The 20161-nt window shown below is 44.8% G+C and carries 16 protein-coding genes; 4 read left to right on the plus strand and 12 right to left on the minus strand.

All coding sequences use genetic code 11. The features are described 5' to 3' along the window. Positions 1-148: 148 nt before the first annotated feature. Both NSS66_RS02070 and NSS66_RS02075 read right to left on the minus strand, forming a co-directional pair. Positions 149-2701 (minus strand): beta-mannosidase, encoded by a 2553-nt coding sequence (locus NSS66_RS02070; protein WP_254348017.1) that lies wholly within the window; start codon positions 2699-2701, stop codon positions 149-151. Positions 2702-2907: 206 nt separating this feature from the next. Continuing rightward, on the minus strand, positions 2908-3975 hold the full coding sequence (locus NSS66_RS02075) for a LacI family DNA-binding transcriptional regulator (protein ID WP_076156968.1): 1068 nt from the start codon (positions 3973-3975) through the stop codon (positions 2908-2910). A 280-nt stretch (positions 3976-4255) separates the two neighbouring features. Here NSS66_RS02075 and NSS66_RS02080 point away from each other — a divergent pair, with 280 nt between their 5' ends. Further along, complete coding sequence (locus tag NSS66_RS02080; protein ID WP_025723496.1) at positions 4256-5947, plus strand: ABC transporter substrate-binding protein; 1692 nt, start codon at positions 4256-4258, stop codon at positions 5945-5947. Between the two features lie 72 nt (positions 5948-6019). Here the strand turns inward: NSS66_RS02080 and NSS66_RS02085 are convergent, their stop codons facing one another. From NSS66_RS02085 to NSS66_RS02095, 3 genes are read right to left on the minus strand one after another with little or no spacing between them, the layout of a single operon-like run. Further along, a complete protein-coding gene (locus NSS66_RS02085; protein WP_076264281.1) occupies positions 6020-7243 on the minus strand; it encodes an MFS transporter in 1224 nt (407 codons plus the stop codon). Between the two features lie 2 nt (positions 7244-7245). Beyond that, positions 7246-7806, minus strand: a complete 561-nt coding sequence (locus NSS66_RS02090; RefSeq protein ID WP_053325186.1) for a GNAT family N-acetyltransferase — start codon at positions 7804-7806, stop codon at positions 7246-7248. A 59-nt stretch (positions 7807-7865) separates the two neighbouring features. Then, positions 7866-8228, minus strand: a complete 363-nt coding sequence (locus NSS66_RS02095; RefSeq protein ID WP_023988085.1) for a DUF2500 domain-containing protein — start codon at positions 8226-8228, stop codon at positions 7866-7868. A gap of 407 nt (positions 8229-8635) precedes the next feature. Between NSS66_RS02095 and nrdI the strand changes: the two genes are divergently transcribed. From nrdI to nrdF, 3 genes are all read left to right on the plus strand, one after another. Then, positions 8636-8995: a class Ib ribonucleoside-diphosphate reductase assembly flavoprotein NrdI gene (nrdI, locus tag NSS66_RS02100; RefSeq protein WP_053325185.1), complete on the plus strand. Its 360-nt coding sequence runs from the start codon at positions 8636-8638 to the stop codon at positions 8993-8995. Continuing rightward, positions 8982-11066: a class 1b ribonucleoside-diphosphate reductase subunit alpha gene (nrdE, locus tag NSS66_RS02105; RefSeq protein ID WP_340958378.1), complete on the plus strand. Its 2085-nt coding sequence runs from the start codon at positions 8982-8984 to the stop codon at positions 11064-11066. The genes nrdI and nrdE overlap by 14 nt, the downstream gene beginning before the upstream one ends. A 220-nt stretch (positions 11067-11286) precedes the next feature. Continuing rightward, a complete protein-coding gene (gene nrdF / locus NSS66_RS02110; protein WP_025723500.1) occupies positions 11287-12252 on the plus strand; it encodes a class 1b ribonucleoside-diphosphate reductase subunit beta in 966 nt (321 codons plus the stop codon). A 193-nt stretch (positions 12253-12445) separates the two neighbouring features. On the opposite strand, the gene NSS66_RS02115 is transcribed toward nrdF, so the two are convergent. From NSS66_RS02115 to NSS66_RS02145, 7 genes are all read right to left on the minus strand, one after another. Beyond that, complete coding sequence (locus NSS66_RS02115) at positions 12446-13699, minus strand: MFS transporter (RefSeq protein WP_076294900.1); 1254 nt, start codon at positions 13697-13699, stop codon at positions 12446-12448. Between the two features lie 156 nt (positions 13700-13855). Beyond that, a complete protein-coding gene (locus NSS66_RS02120; RefSeq protein ID WP_076294901.1) occupies positions 13856-14329 on the minus strand; it encodes a MarR family transcriptional regulator in 474 nt (157 codons plus the stop codon). Between the two features lie 160 nt (positions 14330-14489). Continuing rightward, entirely contained in the window at positions 14490-14915 is a 426-nt protein-coding gene (locus tag NSS66_RS02125) for a VOC family protein (protein ID WP_053325184.1), read from the minus strand. 91 nt (positions 14916-15006) lie between these two features. Continuing rightward, the gene (locus NSS66_RS02130; protein ID WP_256704462.1) at positions 15007-15660 is read right to left on the minus strand and encodes a hypothetical protein; all 654 of its coding nucleotides are present in this window, start codon (positions 15658-15660) and stop codon (positions 15007-15009) included. Between the two features lie 22 nt (positions 15661-15682). After that, on the minus strand, positions 15683-16222 hold the full coding sequence (locus NSS66_RS02135) for a GrpB family protein (protein WP_076294903.1): 540 nt from the start codon (positions 16220-16222) through the stop codon (positions 15683-15685). A 90-nt stretch (positions 16223-16312) separates the two neighbouring features. Next, positions 16313-18421, minus strand: coding sequence for a class I SAM-dependent methyltransferase (locus tag NSS66_RS02140; protein ID WP_069080861.1), 2109 nt, complete (start codon positions 18419-18421; stop codon positions 16313-16315). Between the two features lie 122 nt (positions 18422-18543). Beyond that, complete coding sequence (locus NSS66_RS02145; RefSeq protein ID WP_305954119.1) at positions 18544-20076, minus strand: NAD(P)H-binding protein; 1533 nt, start codon at positions 20074-20076, stop codon at positions 18544-18546. Positions 20077-20161: the final 85 nt, after the last annotated feature.

Below are 20161 nucleotides of genomic sequence, written 5' to 3' on the forward strand. Positions count from 1 at the left end.
CAAATGATCTGTTATCACTTAAGTCGAAAACCCTCTTTTGTTATGTATATTAACATTATGAAAACGCTCTACATATCATAAAATAAATTTATATTATAAAAAAGCCTATCCATCATCTACTTAAAGACGGATAAGCTTTTACTTCTGTCTAACCTTGTATCCAATTGACCAATGAATGTACTGTCAATGTACCCGGCGCAGCTGCCTCAAATACTGAGGCACCGTTGCGCAAAGCCAAAAATTCCACTGTTTTTGGAATACCAGGAGCCAGATCCAGATGGTTGTCGCTGAAAATACCTTCCTGCTCTGCCGATAGCCACACGTGTCTAGCAAGTACATCCGAACACAGCATGAATCTGCTGCCCCCGCTTCCCTGAATCTCTGTCACTTCAATTTTTGCCTGCGGTAAATCCATCTCTTTTGTGTCTGCAAAATAAATTTCACCAGAGGCCACCTGTTCACCATTCTGCGTCAAACGCGCGACCAGCATATGCTCCGCCCGCTTCAGGCCACTCAGCCATTTGTCGATAGGCAGTATATGTACAATTCCTGCACCGCCTGCTGGTTGCTTTACCTTAACATTCTCTTCATGAATAGCCTGGCTGCTACGGATATGCAAAAGCGTCAGCCGCAGCGTACCTGATATCGGCTCTAGTGTATCGTTGACCAGATGCAGTGCCTTATTCCCCTGTTCTGTATCTGTTGCACTCAACAGCACATCGGCAAAGCTGCGCTTAGCTGTATATTGGAACGCCTTCCAACGACCAAAATAGTCCATACTCGACCAGGAGGCAACGGGCCAGCAGTCATTCATTTGCCAGTATAATGTTCCCATGCAATAGGGCTTGTGACGACGATGCGCCTCTATAGCTGCTTTCATTGCTTCTGCCTGTAAAATTTGGCTCATGGGAAGAAAACTTGTAAAATCCTTTGGCTCTCGCATGTACCGCCCCATATATTCTTTAATCAGACGATTGCCCGCATCGTTCTTCTGATGTGCCAGCATCACCGCAGATTCCAGCTCCAAATCCTTCTCTTCCGCATAAGTACGAACGGACTTGTATTCTGGAAAGGACTGAAAACCATATTCACTCATAAAACGACCCACATGGACATGGTAATTCTCAAACGGCTCAGACGCGTGCCATACACCCCAATAATGAATATCACCTGCAGCTGAAGACCGATGGGCATGCTGGTTCCGATCTCTCGTCAGGTCAATCAGTGGGGAGGAGGGCCAATATGCTGTCTGCGCAGACCAAGTGTGTACCGCCTCCGGTAGAATCCGATGAAAGAGCGTTTCATAATCATCCCACAGGCGCTCCCGTTGCTCAGGTGTGTAGTCCTTTTTCCACCCCCAGCCTCCGTTCTCTTCATAATGCGCCCATGCAGAATCGATCTCATTGTTCCCGCACCATAAGGCAATGCAGGGATGATGACGCAGCCGCTTGATATTGTCCTCGGCTTCCTGTGCCACATTGTCCATAAAATCCTCATCCCCTGGGTACATGCTGCAGGCGAACATAAAATCTTGCCACACGAGCAAACCGTATTCATCACAAAGCTCATAAAATACGTCTTGTTCATAAATACCGCCACCCCACACCCGCAACATATTCATATTCGAGGCTGCTGCACTGGCAATTTCATACCGATATCGTTCCAGCGTAACTTCAGTGACAAAGCTGTCATTCGGAATATGGTTAGCCCCTTTTGCAAACACTGGAATTCCGTTCAGCTCAAAATGAAAGCTCTCTCCTGCTGCATCCCGTTCACGTACAAGACGGATGGAACGCAGTCCCGTTTTTACTGATTTTTCCGCAATTACAGCTCCTTGTTCTTGTTCCACCAATTCGGCCACAAACGTATATAGATGCGGCTCCCCCAGCCCACGGCACCACCACAGCTTCGGCTTCTTCATCTCCAGCTCCAGCTCCACCGTCTGCTTCCCCTTCAGCAGCCGAACTGGCTTGGACCACACCTTCCCGTCAGCGGAAATACGCAACTTGGCATCTCTAATCTCATCTGCATTTTCGATCTCTACCACTGCCATGAGTTTAGCCCCTACCGAATTCACCTCGTCCTGTCGAATAAACAAGTCTCTCACGATCAGACCCGACCACGCTTCGATCCGGACCTCTCTCCAGATACCGCTCGTCACCAGCCTCGGTCCCCAATCCCAACCATAGTGGTAGGGAGCCTTACGTGCGAAAACGCTTACCTTTTTGTCGGACAAACCACCTATCTCGGACTGATCATTGGGTGCAGGGAGTCCATAACCTAAGCTTTCCAGCTTGGGTACATCTTCAGCAATCGGAGAACGAAAACTGATTTCCAGCCGATTTTCCCCTTGCTGAACAAATGCCTTCACATCTTGTCTCCATACCCGAAACATATTATTGGCTGACAAGACAGATTGACCATTCACTTTTACATCCGCGTATGTGTCCAGACCTTCCAACACCAACTCTACACATTGACATTGAAGCTGATCTGCATTTATCTCAAAATGGGCTTCATATACCCAATCCTGCTTATCAATCCACTGTACCTCCATCTCGTTCATACCGATAAACGGATCAGGAATTTTGCCATGTCGTAAAAGATCGGTATGCACACAACCCGGCACTTTCGCGCTGAGCCACTCATCACTTTGTGCTTCCCTAAACCTCCAGCCATCCAACCCTATCACATTAACCATCGTCACAAGCCTCCCTATAAGCATGATTGGGAACATCTGGATTCATCAGTAACATAACAAAAATAACATCAAGCTAACAAATTAGTCAATTGTTTTTTGGAACAAATGACAAAATACAAAATAAAAGTCGCCCTCTGCCCCTAAACAGGCTAAAAGCGACCTCCTTCGTCTCCACGGTGTATGGTGTCATAACACGTATCTGGACATTAACTATATGTGATTGTGCTGATGGAACGCTCACGGTCATCATTTTCCCGACTGATCCGGGGTGCATGAACTTCCCGTACGAATAGCTCAGCATGTAGCAATTTTTTCTCGACAGGCGAGTCCGGGTTCGTTATGCGCCACAACAACTGGTCCACTGCACGCATTCCCAGCAATTCCTTATCCACTCTCACCGTGGCATAAATCGGCATTTGTTCATTCGTATCGTCAAACCCGGTCACTCCGCAACGCCTCGGAACGTCAATCCCCTTTTCTTTCAGCACATCCACGACTTGCGCAGCAGTCACATCATTAGCACATACAAAAACCTCAGGCAGTTCGTCCTCAGACAACTTGTCCATTTCCTCAGCAAGCGCCTGCGCTCCTCCGTGAAGAAGGGCTTTATTCTGCCGCAATTCTACTCCGCTCATTTCCAGTGTGGAACGACAAGCTTCCCAGCGTTCGTAGAAACTGTGAGCGTCATCAATATGACCCACAAACTGAAAGCGGGTATAGCCCCTGCACAGCAAGTCCTTCATTAATTCACTCATGCATGTGCGATTATCTGTAAACACCGTATCACTTAAAAATGCAGAATCCCAATGATCTACCATAACGACCGGAATACCCATCCGATAAATGTTCAGCAACAACGAAGTTGAAATCGTTCCTACTGTGATAATCCCTTTAATCGCCTCCGGGTTCAGTAGAGAAAACGTATCTTCAGTCGAGGGCTCCGTTAACGTGATCATATCCATACCCTTACGGTTCAGACGCTCGGAAATCCCTTCAAATACAGGCCCCCAGTACCTGGATTCCCTGTTCTGGTACCTAATATTCGGAAATAACACTAGCACGGTACCCGACCATTCTCTGGGATCTGTGTCCCGAGGCTCTACCCCTGTCATTTTGGGATGATTGCGAAAATAGCCCATCTGGGCAGCAAGCTTGACCAGAACCGCCCTTGTCTCTTCACTTACACCGGGTTTGCCTGACAGTGCACGCGAAACAGCGAACTTTGAAACGCCCGCCGCATCCGCAATTTCTTGCAACGTTACTTTTCCACGCATCTTCTCACCCAACCCTATTCGGAGTCTTTTTCTACCTTAATCTTTCTAATACACGGGTGTACCTATAAACTGGTACCATCGTAGCATACTTTGTTTTAGATCATCAAATGATAGATTTGTACAAATCCACACCCTCCACCAAAATATGTTTGCTTAATAAAAAAACAAACCGCATAACAAACAATTATAAATAACTTGACGTGAGGTTTTTTATTTCCTACAATTTACTATTGAAAGCACTTACATTGTGTAAATCATACTTATTAAGGGGGATTTGCAAATGTTCATGAACAGGTCGGTACGTCAGAGCTCCATCCTGCTCCTGTCTTTGCTGCTGCTCGTTACAACGGGCTGTGCGAACGGAACAGGCAGTAAGGCAGAAAAGGAAGATCCTAATGACACCAGCCCTATTACATTTACTTTCTTTGGCGGTGATTCCAGCTCTAACTGGAACAACATGAAGGATGCTGTCGGGCAGGAAATTATCAAGAAAACGGGCGTTACGCTAAATGCTGAACATGCTGTCAATGGCCGAGGCGAGGAAAAGTTTGCTTTAATGGCAGCGAGCGGAGAGTATCCAGATCTCGTGTACCCCAAATCAGACATTGGCAAGCTGGTCGATGCCGGAGCACTCATTGACCTAACCGACCTCATTGACAAATACGGCCCTAACATTAAGAAAGTGTATGGAGACTATTTTAATCGTATTAAATATAGTAGTGAAGATCCAGCCATCTACACGATCCCGACCAATTTGGGTGTGGATCACATCGCGTTTGATGCACAAGCCGGCTTCGAAATCCAGCATCAGGCACTTAAGAAGCTTGGATATCCTAAAATCCGCACCGTTCAAGATTTTGAAAAAGCACTTAAAGATTATGTCGCCAAATACCCTACTACCAATGGCCAGCGAACCATCCCCCTATCACTTGATGCCGAAGACTGGAAAATTCAAATTACAGTGACTAACCCGGCTGTTACTGCTACAGGTGGACCCGACGATGGCGAATATTATATTGATCCTAAAACACACAAAGCCATTCTTCACTACAAGCGCCCAGAAGAACGTGAATATTTCCGTTGGTTGAACCATATGTACAATGAAGGACTGTTGGATAAGGATACTTTTGTGCAAAAAAGTGATCAGTATAAGTCCAAAATCGCCGCAGGCCGTGTCATCGGACTCATTGATCAGGAATGGAACTATCAAGATGCCGAAAATGCGCTCAAGGCAGCAGGTAAGGATGAATTCACTTACGCCCATTTTCCAGTCACTTTAAATGAGAAATACGAGGATCATTCCCTCCAGCCCATTGGCTTCGATACCGCATCCGGGATCGGAATTACAACCTCATGCGAAAATCCGGTGCGAGCTATCAAGTTTCTGGATTTTCTGGCTTCCGACGAAGGACAAATTTTACGCAATTGGGGAATTGAAGGCCAGCATTACAATGTAGAGAATGGCAAACGAGTCATTCCGGCGGATGTGCAACAACGTAAAAACACCGATAACGCTTCTTTTAGCAGAGAGTCAGGTATCGGTTTGTACTGGATATGGGGGCCACATTACGGCGATAGCGTGAAGGACCCTTCGGGCAATTATTACACAACCAATTATCCGGAGATGATTACCGAAAATTATAGTCAAGCCGAGAAAGAGTCCCTTCAGGCATACAAAGCCCATACGTGGAAAGACCTGTTCCCGAACGAAAAAGATTTTCCGGTAAAAGAGTGGGGGGCTGCCTACAACATGCCTGTTCCGACCAATACGAATTACAATGTTATTTATCAAAAGTCGCAGGACATTGTACGCAAACGCATTCCTGAGGCCGTACTCGCCAAGCCAGATCAGTTCGACGCTGTGTATGACCGCATGCTCCAAGAGCTGGATCAGGCGGGTGTGCCAAAGGCTGAAGAAATCTACACTGGCCTAATCCAAAATCGGCTGAAGCTGTGGTACGGCGAAAAATAGGGTTTGTCTTTTAATGAAATATTACAGGGCTGACAGACCATGCTGTTCAGCCCTTCTACATTAACTTTTACATTACATATTCTGTTTGGTTTCTTTTTCTTTCCAAGAATTACTTTTCCCTGATACACGATTGACGTAAAACAATAAAATGATTGGAATCAACGCAATCCCCCCACACATCACCCAAGATATTTGAATAGGTGTTTGATCGGAAGACAAATCCGTAAAATTACGACTGATGATCCCTGTCACGATTAAACCTATGCACATGCCTAATTGTGAAATCGCAGAATCCAGAGATAGTAGTGTAGAACGATACTCATTAGAGATTCTTTTGTTCAGAAAAATTTGTTTGGCAACCGGGTACATGCCGCGCCCAATTTCATAGATCAAAAAGGTAAGCAGCACAGGATAAAATGTGTTGAACGCACCGGCTAAAATGAGCCATATCCCAATCATGCCGCAGGCATACATGAGTATATGTACATCACTGAATCGTGCGCCTAGCTTTCGAACCAGGTAACTTCCCAAAGTCATACATAGTGAATACCCTGCCTTGATAAACCCCATAATCCAAATCCCTTGTTCAGAAAGGCCAACCAGACGTGGCTGTTGGAATGTATTCCCCGCCGAGTTCGAAAAGCTGATAAATAAGCCAATCATAAACACAATCCAGATAGACTTATTTTCAAAACCGATACGGACACTTTCTCCGATAATCGTTTTAATGCGAGTATTAGACGTCTTTCGATGTGCAACATTCTCCTCATCCATATAAAAGAAACATAGAAAAATGCATACAATAATAGATAAAATACTAGCCGCCCATGGAAGTGAATAGTTAAAAGTTGCGAGGAAGGCCCCCAACAGACCACAAATAAATCCCGAAATGTACTGTATACTGTTAGAGGTTGTAAAAAGAACTTCCATGGGCTTATCACTATTTTCCACAACCCATGATTCCAACGAACCTGATTGTAAACATATAGCCAGACCTCCAAAGACTTGCGCAAACACAAGCACCCCGATTTGATCTGTCCAAACGAACAACACACTATAGACTAGAAAACAACAAAGTCCCAAAATAACAGAAATTTTTCTTCCATACTTGTCTGCAATAGCCCCCGTGGGTATCTCAAACAGAAAAATACTTACAAAGAATACAACCAGTAAGAAGTTGGCACTCTGCAGAGAAAGTCCTTTAGCTAATAAAAAAAGGATGAGCGTAGTCCCCGTGATTTCACTCATAAAAAATTGAAGAAAGCTGACGGAGTAATATAGCTTATGAGGTTGCACTCTCAGGATTCCGTCGCTTGCTGTGCAGCCTCATATTCACTTCGCAAAATCCCCATCTGAATAATGTCATAGTATTGCCCTTCCCTGAATAGCTTTTCCCGTAGCCGACCTTCTTCCTTGAAGCCGCATGCCAAATAGCAACGGTGTGCACGTTCATTGAACGCATAGACCTCCAGCTCCAGACGATGCAGATTCAGCGTATGAAATGCAAATTTCTGTAACAGCCGGATCGCTTCCCGTCCGTAACCTTTGCCCAGGTCACCGTCACGCCCGATCACAACACCAAGGGTAGCGTGCCGATTTACCCAGTTGATTTTGAATAAATCCAGTTGTCCGATATAGTCCAGTGTGTCTTTATGCGCAATGACAAAACCTTTGATCTCGGGGTTGCCGTCAATCATCATCTGCACAAAGGATTCGCTATTCACCTGTGAATGCGGGTAGATAAACACGTCGCTTAAACCACGTGTGATTTCCGGGTCATTGACCCATTTTCGGATATCTGGTACATCTTCTTGACGGTATTCTCTCAATACTATTCGTTTTCCAATGATATGCGGCATCGTAATCTTCCCTCCAATTATGTATTTGTTTTGGCAATACTAACTCCCCGCCAACACCTTTATGCTTCCATTACTCTTACAAACTCCAGAAAACGTGTACCTTTATAATGAAGCTCCCCACGATCCCCGATCACAATCATACCAAAGTCCGTATCCTTCACCTCCAGCTCCATACGCTCACCCCCGTCAAACTCAAAGGTGATATAATAATATGTCGAAGCTGAAAAATCGCCTGATCCCCCACGCACTCTCGTCCGTTTATCCACAACCTTACATGAACGTTGTATCCGTTCGGCTGCTTGATTGGACAGGCCCGCTCCTATCGTTTTGACAATTCCCATAATCATTACAATAGCAATGAGTCCAAATACGATAAAAAAGATCATATTAAACGATTGAAATTCCATAAAATCATTTCCCATCTGCTTCATCCTTTCTACAGTAAAATGTAAATTTTCCATTCTATTGCCCATTGACAAATCGTACATCTTCACCCTCAAAAACTCCAATACTTTTTTAACATACTTACGAAAAAAAAGTTCTTTCGCTCTTTTCCGCACCCCGCTTGGACTTATACCCGATCTGGGTCCGCTGATCCCCTCTAGACCGATTGACAAAACTATATATAGATATAAAATAGAGAATGTACTCTAAATATAGTGTAAAAAACGTATTTATGCCCGATATCTTGAAGATACAGGTATGAAAATACATGTAAATATAGAGTCAAAAATTTTAAATGGCACAGCCAGCAAGGGATTCCAGCTATGATGGATCTCAGGCAATGCCGTTTTCTTTTTTCGTTAATTGTTTAAGGAGGTTGCATACCATGCTGATTGCATATGATTCCAAGACCGGCAATGTAAAAAGATTTATAAACAAGCTCAAGCTTCCAGCGGTTCAGATCGAGGAGCAAATGACTATAGAAGAACCTTACGTACTTATTACATATACAACCGGGTTTGGGCAGATACCTGAGAGGGTATCTTCCTTTTTGAAAAAAAATGCACAAAACCTTGTTGGTGTAGCTGCAAGCGGCAACCGTAACTGGGGTGAGAAATTTGCCAAAAGTGCGGATTTGATTTCCGACCACTATAATGTCCCCGTAATTAGTAAATTTGAATTATCTGGAACGTTCGGAGATGTAGAACGTTTTAAACAGGAGGTGAGCCGAGTTGCGGCATATTGAATTGAACAACATGTTGATGAAACGCGATACAGACGGCTTTTTCCAATTGGAAAAGGACCAAGAGGCTGTAGCGGAATTTATGAAGGAAGTTCAGGAACGGAGTTTGAAGTTTGCTGACACAGCCGCTCAAGTGCTGTATATGATTGAGAATGATTATTACGAAAATTTCTATAACAGCTACACGGCTGACGAAATTAATGATATTTTCCATATCACTCATAGCTATAATTTTAAATTTCCTTCCTATATGGCAGCATCCAAGTTTTATACCGACTATGCAATGAAGAGTAACGACCGTAAAGTCTATCTGGAACATTACCCTGACCGGGTTGCTGCTGTCGCGCTGCATTTAGGACGCGGTAACGCCGATACGGCACGCCTGTTGTCCTGCTCGATGATGGAGCAACGTCTCCAGCCAGCGACACCAACCTTCCTGAATGCAGGCAAAAGCCGCCGTGGGGAATTGGTATCCTGCTTCCTGCTCGAAATGGACGACTCCCTGAACTCAATCAACTATGTGCTGAACACTTGCATGCAGTTGTCCAAAATTGGCGGCGGTGTTGCCGTTAACCTGTCGAAGCTGCGGGCACGCGGTGAAGCAATTAAGGGTGTAGAAGGCGCAGCAAAAGGCATAATGCCTGTGCTGAAGCTGATGGAAGACGGCTTCTCCTACGCAGATCAAATGGGACAACGTAAAGGTTCTGGCGCAGCCTATTACAACATTTTCGGATGGGACGTGCTTGAGTTCCTGGATAGCAAAAAAATCAATGCTGACGAAAGAGTACGTCTCAAGACACTTTCTATTGGATTGCTGGTGCCAAACCGCTTTTACAAGCTGGCTCAAGATAATGAACCGCTGCATGTATTTGCTCCTTACAGTGTGTTCAAAGCCTATGGAACGCATCTGGACGACATGGATTTGGATGAAATGTACGACACGCTGCTTGCTGACGATCGGGTGAAGAAAAAAATAGCGATGAGCGCACGTGACATGCTGACGAAAATTGCCATGATTCAGTTGGAGTCTGGTTATCCATATATCATGAACAAAAGTAACGCGAACCAGGCACATGCTCTTAAAAACGTGGGTCAAGTCAAGATGTCGAACCTATGCACGGAAATCTTCCAGTTGCAGGAAACTTCCGAAATTACAGATTACGGACAACAGGATACTATCTGCCGGGACGTGAGCTGTAATCTGGCTTCTCTGAACATTGTAAATGTGATGGAACATGGTAAAATTCGCGAATCCGTTCATGAGGGTATGATCGCGCTCACCTCAGTCAGCGATATGACCCAAGTAGCTAATGCACCAGGTGTTGCGAAAGCGAACCGTGAAATGCACTCCGTCGGTCTGGGTGTTATGAATCTGCACGGCTACTTTGCCAAAAACAAAATTGCGTATGAAAGCAATGAAGCAAAAGACTTTGTCCGTACCTTCTTCATGACGATGAACTATCATTCCATCGAAAAGAGTATGGAAATCGCGAAAGCAGCTGGACAAAGCTTTTATGGATTTGAGGAATCGGATTATGCGACAGGCGTATATTTTGACCGATACCTGAACACAGATTATCGTCCGACAACTGCACGTGTGCAAGAGTTGTTCAAAGGCATCTATGTTCCGACTTCAGCGGACTGGGACAAATTAAAAGCAGATGTGATGAAAAATGGCCTGTACCACGCCTATCGTATGGCAATTGCGCCGACTGCTAGCATTTCGTACATTCAAAATGCAACATCCAGCGTCATGCCGATTGTTGAGCAGATTGAAACCCGTACCTATGCCAATTCGACGACCTACTATCCAATGCCTTATTTGCAAAAGGATAACGTGTTCTTCTATAAATCCGCTTATCAAATGGATCAGTTCAAAGTGCTTGATCTGATTGCAGAAATCCAGCCGCACGTGGACCAAGGAATTTCGACCGTGCTTCATGTGAACAGTGACGTGACTACGCGTCAGTTAGCACGTTGCTATCTGTACGCCGCACACAAAGGACTTAAATCGTTATACTACACACGCACCAAAAAGCTGTCTGTGGAAGAGTGCCTCACCTGCTCCATCTAAAGCATAAATGGTAACAAGCTGTAGTATAAAAATTAGATTTTGAATAGATATGGATGCTTTGCATTAGAAGCTGTATCCAGCGTGTGGTTCAGACCTTTTACGGGACTGGACAAGACCCTCGCGGATACAGCTTCCGTATGTCAAGCATACGATGATTCGCCTGCACTATTTCAATATGTGTTTCCAGGGAATCTCGCAAGCTGAAGGGAGAATGCTAACAATGACAGGTATACAAGCTGTAAACTGGAATCGCTCGGACGATGATTTCACACTGATGTTCTGGAACCAGAACATTATGCAATTTTGGACGGATGATGAAATCCCGTTGTCTGACGATAAAATGTCCTGGGTAACCCTCAGTGATATCGAAAAAGAAGCCTACATGAAGGTGCTGGGCGGATTGACGCTACTGGATACCATTCAAGGCGGCGTGGGTATGCCGCAAATTATGGAGCATGTGGACGGACTGCAACGCAAAGCCGTACTAAGCTTTATGGCGATGATGGAACAAATTCATGCCAAGTCGTACAGTAGCATCTTTACAACGCTAGCTTCCACGGAAGAAATTGACGGTGTGTTCCGCTGGGTGGAAGAAAATCCACATCTCCAAACCAAGGCAGAAACCATTCGTCAGTATTATATGAATATCCACACACCCAAAGACCTGTATCTCGCGATGGCAGCATCGGTGCTGTTAGAAAGCTATTTATTTTATAGCGGCTTCTTCTACCCTCTTTATTTGGCGGGCCAGGGCAAGCTGACATGCAGTGGAGAAATTATCGATTTGATCCTGCGGGATGAAAGTATTCACGGTGTGTACGTAGGTGTACTGGCACAGGAGATTTATGCAGAATTGGCCGAGGAAGAACAACGTGATCTTTACCAGACGCTGGTAGGCTTGCTCCGCTACTTGCACAATAACGAGGAACAATACACCGAGCAAATTTACACTCCTATTGGACTCGTAGACGATGTGAAAGTCTTTTTGCGCTACAACGCCAACAAGGCCATGATGAACTTGGGCTTTGATCCACTGTTTGAAGAAGAAGAAGTTAATCCCATTGTATTCAACGGTATCAGCACCCACACTAAGCAGCATGATTTCTTTTCTAAAAAAGGAAACGGCTATGTGCGGGCGATGAATGTAGAGCCGCTGACAGATGATGATTTTAATTTTGGCGTATAAGTACAAATACGTGAAATTAATTTAGCAAGGTGATACTATGAAGAGCCGTCCGCATGCGGATGGCTCAGACTGTAAACAAAGTAGATAGTTTACATATTTCAGGATTTTGCAAAATTCGATTCCAGTCGCTCCGAAGTGCAAGATATAGACGAACTAAACCATTTCGATCTATATCTTGTTCATTGGAAGTCGCTTATGGGATTTTTGCAAAATCCTCATTTACTTGCGTTCGCTTATATAAAACTGGTATTGCCGCTGCTATAAGGATCATACCCATAAAAGCGGGTGCGGCATGACCAAGTGACACATAGATTTGACCTCCAATGATAGGCCCAATCATTCTTGCTAAAGCCTGAATAGATTGACTACCTCCTTGAATCCTTCCTTGTTCACTAGAATCGACAGACTTGGAGAGCATCCCATTGAATGAAGGCCCAAAGATCGAATCACCAAAACCAAATATAAACATTCCAGCGATAAAAAGAGGATAGAATGAGAACAAAGTAGATAGCGCAATAAGACTGTAGCCTATAATCTCCGAAACCATTCCAAGAATTGCTATCTGTTTATCATTAAGTTTTATCAAAAGCTTTGGCATGATGAAACCTTGTGAAATGAAGTCTTGGAAGCCCATAATTGAAAACATAAGTCCGATTAGTGCAGGCTTCCAACCGAAGGTATCCATTGTAAATTGTGAAAAAACGGCCTGTAAAGATCCGTTGGGTATCCAAAGTAAGAACGCCGAGACAAGTAGCCTTCTTAAGCTTTTCATGGAAAGTATGTTTGCAAGCTGTGTAAGTGGATTCAGTCTTACAAAGGTAATCTCTTTCAGTCTATTATTCTTGGCAAGGCTCTCTGGCATAAAAAAGAATCCATAAACAACATTCAATAAAGTTATGATTGCTCCAAAATACATAGGTACAGAATAACCAAACTTGGCAAGTAATCCGCCTAGAGTTGGGCCAATGACAGTGCCTACACCTACAACCGCACTCACCCATCCAAAGTATTTGGTTCTCTGTTCTGGAGGAATGATGTCTGCAAAATATGCGAAGATCGTGCTTATGCTCCCACCTGTTATCCCCTCTATTATGCGTCCCACAAATAGTACCCATAGAGCTCCTCCTATGCCAAAAACCAAGTACCCGATTGCGGAACCCAAAAGGCATACTAAGAGCAATGGACGACGGCCATATTTGTCACTCAGAGCTCCAAGTATGGGGGCCGCAAAAAACACGCAGAAGGCATAAACAGAGGTCAGCAGCGTGACAACGATAGCTTGTTGTCCCGGATTGCTTATATAAGGCTGTACTAAGAATGGGACGACAGGTGCTATGATACTGAAGCCTATTCCGCAAAGAAACACAGAGATAAGGCCGAATATTAAAGCGTGTTTATCTACAATTTGTTCTGTGTTCTGTTCATGGTGTGATCTAAATTTGAACACTTAAATTCTCCCCTTAAAAATTGTTGTTTTGCTTCCTCGGAATCAAAAATATCGTATCACAGTTTTGCTTCCTCGGCAACAAAACAGTAGCAAAAAAAATGCAGCCCGTTCTCAATAGAACCCAGCTGCCTGTGGTTTGATTTTCATTATTCAAATTTATTCCGACTTAATATCTACACCCTGTTTCTTTATTTCTGCATCCAAATGCCTACTATACTTTTCCAGGAAGCTAATCATACTGTTAAATTGCTCCTCAGTTACCTGCTCAAATACAGCTTTATCCCGCTCTTGAAACTCTTTGTGCAGTTCCTCATGGATTTTATAGATTACTTTCCCTTGCTCCGTAAGCCTAAAATAGATTTCTTTCTTGTTATCCGGCTTCTGGTAGCTTTCGATAATGCCTCTTTTTATGAGCTTCTTAGTTATTTTACTTATGGCACCGCTAGTCATATAAAGGGACTCCGCAAGTTTTGTCACGTTGGAATCTACATTTCTTTCAATGTATTCGATGCAATGTACTTCAGAAGACTTATAACCCTTAAGACTGTCTTCCATCTTATCCTTATTAAGCCAAACCATCTTGTTATATAAGTCCCTGAAACCCATTATGACCTGTTCTTCTTTGTTCATGGCCTGTCCTCCCACCCGTTGGTGCATTAACAACATAATATAATATATTTTTGTTTCTATTTCAACAATAATAAAATCATTATTTATTCTAGAAATTGAACTATACGTAAAAAAAACGGCCAGATCGCTAAAGTAGCGGAATCGAGCCGTTTTCCATTTCTTAAGACCGAGCCTCTGTGAACATTTGAAAGGTGACACCAAACTTGTCTGTTACATTCCCATAAGCGGGACTAAAATGGGTTTCCTGCAAAGGCATTCCCACCTGTCCTCCTTGCTGTAGAGCATCAAACATTTTTTGAGCTTGCTCCACACTATCGGTTGTAATACAGATACTCACCTGATTCCCGCTGCTAAACGGTGATCCGGGAAAGGTATCAGAAAACATGAGCTCTGTCTCACCCACTTTAAGGGTAGCATGTCCCACACGTTCCTTGACCTCTGCGGGAATGGGAAAATCGGGGTTTTCCGGCATTTCCCCAAAGGTTTGAATAAAAAGCAGTTGAGCATCCAATGCCTCTTCATAAAATTCGATTGCTTCTTTTGCATTTCCATCCATCGTGATGTAAGGAATCAAACGTTTGGACATCTTCAACACAGCTCCTTTAATTCGAGGTGATTACCCAGCCATTTCTCCTGTATTATATACAAAACTTGTCAAGAAAAACAAATCTGTATTCTTAGCTTTCATGCACCTGAACGCCAAGCTGCTTTAGCTCCTTTATCGCTTCCGTAACGTTACGCTGTGGATGAAGCGCAGAGATCATCTGTGCAGTGACCGGAACGCCGTTGAAAATCTGGCTTACCACCCCTAGAGAAATCGGCAACTCATAATAACTTTCAGCCCAATCCTGATATTCCTCCGGTGTAACTATAATTTTCCCCAGCAAAAAGGATGAGCCATCGTCATACGCCTCGGGAATGTTCGCATTGCCCATACGCCACTCCTTATCTTCCGCTTTCCTCCACATACAAAAGGTAACGTCCTCCTTCTCCAGGGCTTCGTCTTCCAAAAGCTCCATCATATCATCAGGCACACCGTCGTACATGCCCGGCCAGACCTCATATTCGTCTCTCGCATGAGGACTTACAGGGGATTCGTGGTCAAAACCCTTCAACAGCACACCTCCACGCGTCCATAGCATATGAATCGTATCTCCAGCGCCGTTGTTCACCTCACCCAGGCATACATCACCAGACCATTCAGATTGCATACGATACGTGCGTAACCAATCTTCTGGGGACAATATAATGTCCAGCGCTGACAGCAGCATCATTCTGTCTTTTAAACCATTCGGCGTTACCTGTGCATCAAGCATCATATTCTTCATCATTCCTCCACCTTGTCCATGCGTACTAAGAATTCATCTGTCCCTGCCTATATCTTTCAAGCTTCGCCCGCTCAATCACCTTCCGAATGAATGGTCCTTTGGCTTCGGTATACGCTGCACGGTCATATTTGAATTGGTACGCCAAATCTTTTTTTAAAGTATCATACGCTCGCAGGCTATCAGGATGCGCTTTTAAGTAATCTCTGAACAATAGATGGTTTTCCCAATGCTCACCTTTATACTTGTAAATATGCAAGTGATGAGTCCCAGCTCCCCATTCTCCACGGCGAAAGAAAGCTCTCTCTGGAAAATCAGGCTTATATACATATTCATATTGAAACCCTTGTAGACGCTCTCGATGTTCGGATTGAAGACTTGCCAACTCTTCTACTCCAACCATAATATCAATAATAGGCTTGGCTCCCAGATTAGGAACGGACGTACTACCGATATGCTCTATGCCGACACATACATCTTTGAGAGCCTCTACAATTTTCCTTTGCTCTTGCATATACTCTTCAGCCCACTGCGGGTCATACCCGGATATTTCCACCTGCGAGGACATACATGAACACACCTCCACTAGCTTTCTAAAAAATGCCTTCCAATCGTGCTTGGCACAAATCAGAAGGCATTCTCTTGTTCAAATTAAAAATCATTCAGCAATTCCAGCCCTATTATTCGGCTTCTCAATCACGATCAGACAGGTACTGTCTGGCAAAGGAACCCGCTGGCCCTGCTCATCCATGAACTCAACACGGCTGGACAGCGCCTCGGCATAGCCCTCCTGTAAATAGTGGCGGCTCACCCGGATAATCGCTTGTGATCCAAGTGTGTTACGGATACACTCTTCATACTGTGACGGGGTAAAATAACCAAACTGCTCCTGCACTTCATGTACATAGGCTTCCGCCCCCCATGTATAGGTATATAGAAATTCCATCGCATCGTTCACTGGCAAAACAGCCTCATGCTCACCCACACGCTCTATTTCAATGTGGCGGCCTGCAAAATCTTGCGCATACCGCATCAGCCATTCCATTCCGTCCGGCTCCAAGAATCGAATTCGTCTGCGCTGCTCTACTGGTTCGGTCATAATACCGTCACGAATGATGATACGCCCGCCGGGTGCAAGCACACGATAGGCACTCTGCAAAGCAGCCTCCACCGTTTGTGGATTGAACCGAATTCCATCTCGTTCGATGTAGGAATAGAGCTCGTGAAGAATCGAAGAGAAGATGACCGTGTCCATGCTCCCCGTTTCCACATATTCCTCCAACCGAAGCGCATCTCCTTTGATGACATCCCAACGATGGCGCTCCAATTGCTTTTTACGTTTAAGTGCCTCAATGACATTCACAGAAATATCAAGACCTAATGGCTTCGCATCTGGTCTTTCCTGTTCGATCAGATCCAGCAGCACGCCCCCGCCGGGTCCAATATCCAGTATGCGGGTTCCCGTCACGTAATCCAAAATGACCCTTTTGTAATCTACGGTCTGGTTCATATCTGTAAGATACGTTTCCTCATTGTGAAAGCGATCATAAGCATCACGCCGTAATCCGAACAGATCGAACAGCAGCAGGACTGCTTTGTCATACAGAGGCGTTTTTTCTGCTTCAATACAAAAATCGATTAGTTTCTCAGCCGCAGATGAAAATACAAAATTAAAAAATACAGTACTCGGCAGCTCCTCTTTATGCTCCACGATCACACTCAAATGAGGATTATGCTTCCGTTTCCCTTTTGAGATGTCCTGCCAGGACAGTGCACTTAAATATTTTTCTATCATTCGTTTTTTATATACGTTAATTTTCTTGACACCACGATAGTCATAATACATCGTATTCATAAGCGATTCGAAACTGATATGGCGAACGGTCGCAGGCTGTTCCTGCCCCGTCCCATCCCTTAATGTGAGTAAGAATACCTTTACCAGTTCTTGAAGTGAAAAATCCTGCAAAGCTGATTCTACATACCAAAGTGTCCGATTCTCCAACGGAGCCAGCGCCTTCTCTACATTCAACTCCTGCTCTAGTTCTGTGTAAGCCTGCTCGAACGGCTCTCCTTCATGAATCGAAACCGACCGTAATCTCTCCAGTCGCTCCTTTACACTCCAGACTACAGGAGCGTTATCCCATGCAATCCAGCCGATCAGCTGCTCTACTTCACTGCGTACTTGGTCCCATAATGCAGGTTCTACCCCGGCGATAATACACTCGTTCAGGGCCCGTAAAACAAGCTCCAGTTCCTCAGAGCTCAGCCAGCCCTTACGAGTAATTTCAAGCAGCAGTCGATTTTCCGCAAAAGGAATTTCTCCCCGTATATATTGCCCGATCAATCCATGCGTCTCAATCAGAATTCGGGTCATGCTATTGCGCGGGTACGCAGGGGACTCCGCTTGGGCCTGTCTGACATACAGTTGGGAGGAGCCGATATTATGTACAAATAAATTAATGCCCTCATGCTGCCAGCGTAGCCGTTCGCGGACTGTACCTCCTTTGGCTGTCTCAGACCACACCAATACATCCTCCAGTAGCTCTTTAACCCAGAATGACAATGGAAGTCCGTCCAAAATAAGCAACGTACGCTCCACGTAATCCAGTACAGGATTCGCATCCTTTAACTCACCTATAGATCGAATGCGTTCCAAATTTACAATACGCTCCTCAGCCGAAACAAGCAGCTTTAACCAAGTCGGTGTATCCCAGGCCAGATCATTTTCTTTCCTGTAATTAGCAATGGCTTTTAACGATTGCAGCATTTTTCTCACCTCGTGTGATTCGGATTCGGTATGCACAGGAGACTTTGGATAGGACATTTGGATAAAACCTTGTATATATTACACTTTACCATACATTTGTAGCTTCCATCTCGTGGAAAATATTAAACATTTGTATCAATCAACCGCTTGACATACTTGCCAAACGCATACATAACCCCCAAATGTACTTTGGCCTGTGTATATTTATAAATAAACCAAGGCAGCGATGGCACATAATCATGAATGGCTACGACACAAATATTTGTACCGGGAATTTGCAGGAACTCAAGCCTGCCGCGATGGTCTTCCTTTACAGTGGCAAAAGTACCTCCTGTGATTCGATAGAGTGCAAACTCAGAGGTGCTCTGCGCACGGTCATAAATCATTTCTAACAACGGCTTTCGACTACCCAAGAGATACAACTGATAGGTATCCGGGCCTCCTGTCTCGACACGCACCCAAGGTTTTGCAAAGACCGGAAGCCAGGCCAAATAGCGTTCCCCGGCCCATGTTGCATCCTTACCAGGCGGGAGTTTGATCCGTTGCACCGAGCGTACATCAGATTTTAATGATCGAATTGCTGACTTTAACGGCTTTTTGGACTTGCTATGGGAATTCTTCTTATGCCGATATTCTTCTTCCTGCTCGAGTGAGGTTCGAGCTGCTTTGTCAAAGGAAATCTTCCCATCGCTGATGCCTTGAACCTTATGTTTCCGTTGCGCCACCATCGGATGAGCCAAGCTTTCAATCAGCGGATAAGCCATCTCTTTGGGGGCTCCAGTCACTAGGGTAACCCAAAGGCGGGACAGTTTGATCGTCAGCAACGGCACATTAAAAAAGCGACGCTTTTTATCCATTATTTCCGCTGTTCTTTGCATCATTTCTCTATATGTCATAACCTCCGGCCCGCCTACGTCTATAATTTGTTCATCAAGAGTACGGTTGCCGATGCTCCGATCCAGCGCATTCAAAATATCCTCCAATGCAATCGGGTGGGTCTTGGTTCGGGTCCAACGAGGTAGAATCATGACTGGTAATCTGCGAACGAGCTTGACCAAAATTGGAAACGATGAACCCTGTGGGCCGACGATCAAGCCTGCACGAATTGTGGTTACAGGTACTCCAAAAGACTTCAATACACGCTCAACCTCCAGACGGCTGCGTAAATGTCGGGATAGTTCATCCTCACTTGTATGCTCGGGAAGGATACCGCTCAAGTATACAATCTGCTTCACCCCGTTATTACGCGCTGCCCGGGCAAAATGCTCTGCCAAAATCACATCCATATCCTCAAATGTTCCTTGTGTCAGCTTCGCTGAGGGCAGCATGGAATGAATGAGATATACGGCATAATCCGCTCCATGTAATCCTTGATTTGCATCCTCCATGGAAAAAAAATCACACGAGCGCCATTCCACGTGCTCTGTATTTTTACGCTGATCTCCACTGCGGGATAAGGCAATGACATCTGCATGCTCAGTCAGCCTCTGCAGCAGATTATGCCCGATATAACCACTGGCGCCTGTCAGTGCAATTCGGGATCTGCCTTTTGGATACAATGCTCCAAGCTCCCGCTCTACTTGTCTTATCTCAGGTTCCGGTCGATACTGCTCATCTACACGCCTTTGTCTGTCATTACGTTGCTGCTCATTCACTACACACCGCTCCCCACTCGTTATCACGCTCTGTGTTTCACATACCCTGATTTACAGTGCCCGTAACAAGCCTCATGACAAGACA

It is taken from the genome of Paenibacillus sp. FSL R10-2748, assembly GCF_038005565.1.
Lineage (GTDB): Bacteria > Bacillota > Bacilli > Paenibacillales > Paenibacillaceae > Paenibacillus > Paenibacillus polymyxa_B.

What these genes read in the sequence shown, in the direction of transcription:
- NSS66_RS02090 (WP_053325186.1), bottom strand. Translation starts at nt 7,806, where the DNA reads ATGCCGCATATCATTGGAAAACGAATAGTATTGAGAGAATACCGTCAA.
- nrdI (WP_053325185.1), top strand. Translation starts at nt 8,636, where the DNA reads ATGCTGATTGCATATGATTCCAAGACCGGCAATGTAAAAAGATTTATA.
- NSS66_RS02070 (WP_254348017.1), bottom strand. Translation starts at nt 2,701, where the DNA reads ATGGTTAATGTGATAGGGTTGGATGGCTGGAGGTTTAGGGAAGCACAA.
- NSS66_RS02075 (WP_076156968.1), bottom strand. Translation starts at nt 3,975, where the DNA reads ATGCGTGGAAAAGTAACGTTGCAAGAAATTGCGGATGCGGCGGGCGTT.
- NSS66_RS02120 (WP_076294901.1), bottom strand. Translation starts at nt 14,329, where the DNA reads ATGAACAAAGAAGAACAGGTCATAATGGGTTTCAGGGACTTATATAAC.
- nrdF (WP_025723500.1), top strand. Translation starts at nt 11,287, where the DNA reads ATGACAGGTATACAAGCTGTAAACTGGAATCGCTCGGACGATGATTTC.
- NSS66_RS02130 (WP_256704462.1), bottom strand. Translation starts at nt 15,660, where the DNA reads ATGATGAAGAATATGATGCTTGATGCACAGGTAACGCCGAATGGTTTA.
- NSS66_RS02080 (WP_025723496.1), top strand. Translation starts at nt 4,256, where the DNA reads ATGTTCATGAACAGGTCGGTACGTCAGAGCTCCATCCTGCTCCTGTCT.
- NSS66_RS02125 (WP_053325184.1), bottom strand. Translation starts at nt 14,915, where the DNA reads ATGTCCAAACGTTTGATTCCTTACATCACGATGGATGGAAATGCAAAA.
- NSS66_RS02140 (WP_069080861.1), bottom strand. Translation starts at nt 18,421, where the DNA reads ATGCTGCAATCGTTAAAAGCCATTGCTAATTACAGGAAAGAAAATGAT.
- NSS66_RS02135 (WP_076294903.1), bottom strand. Translation starts at nt 16,222, where the DNA reads ATGTCCTCGCAGGTGGAAATATCCGGGTATGACCCGCAGTGGGCTGAA.
- NSS66_RS02095 (WP_023988085.1), bottom strand. Translation starts at nt 8,228, where the DNA reads ATGGGAAATGATTTTATGGAATTTCAATCGTTTAATATGATCTTTTTT.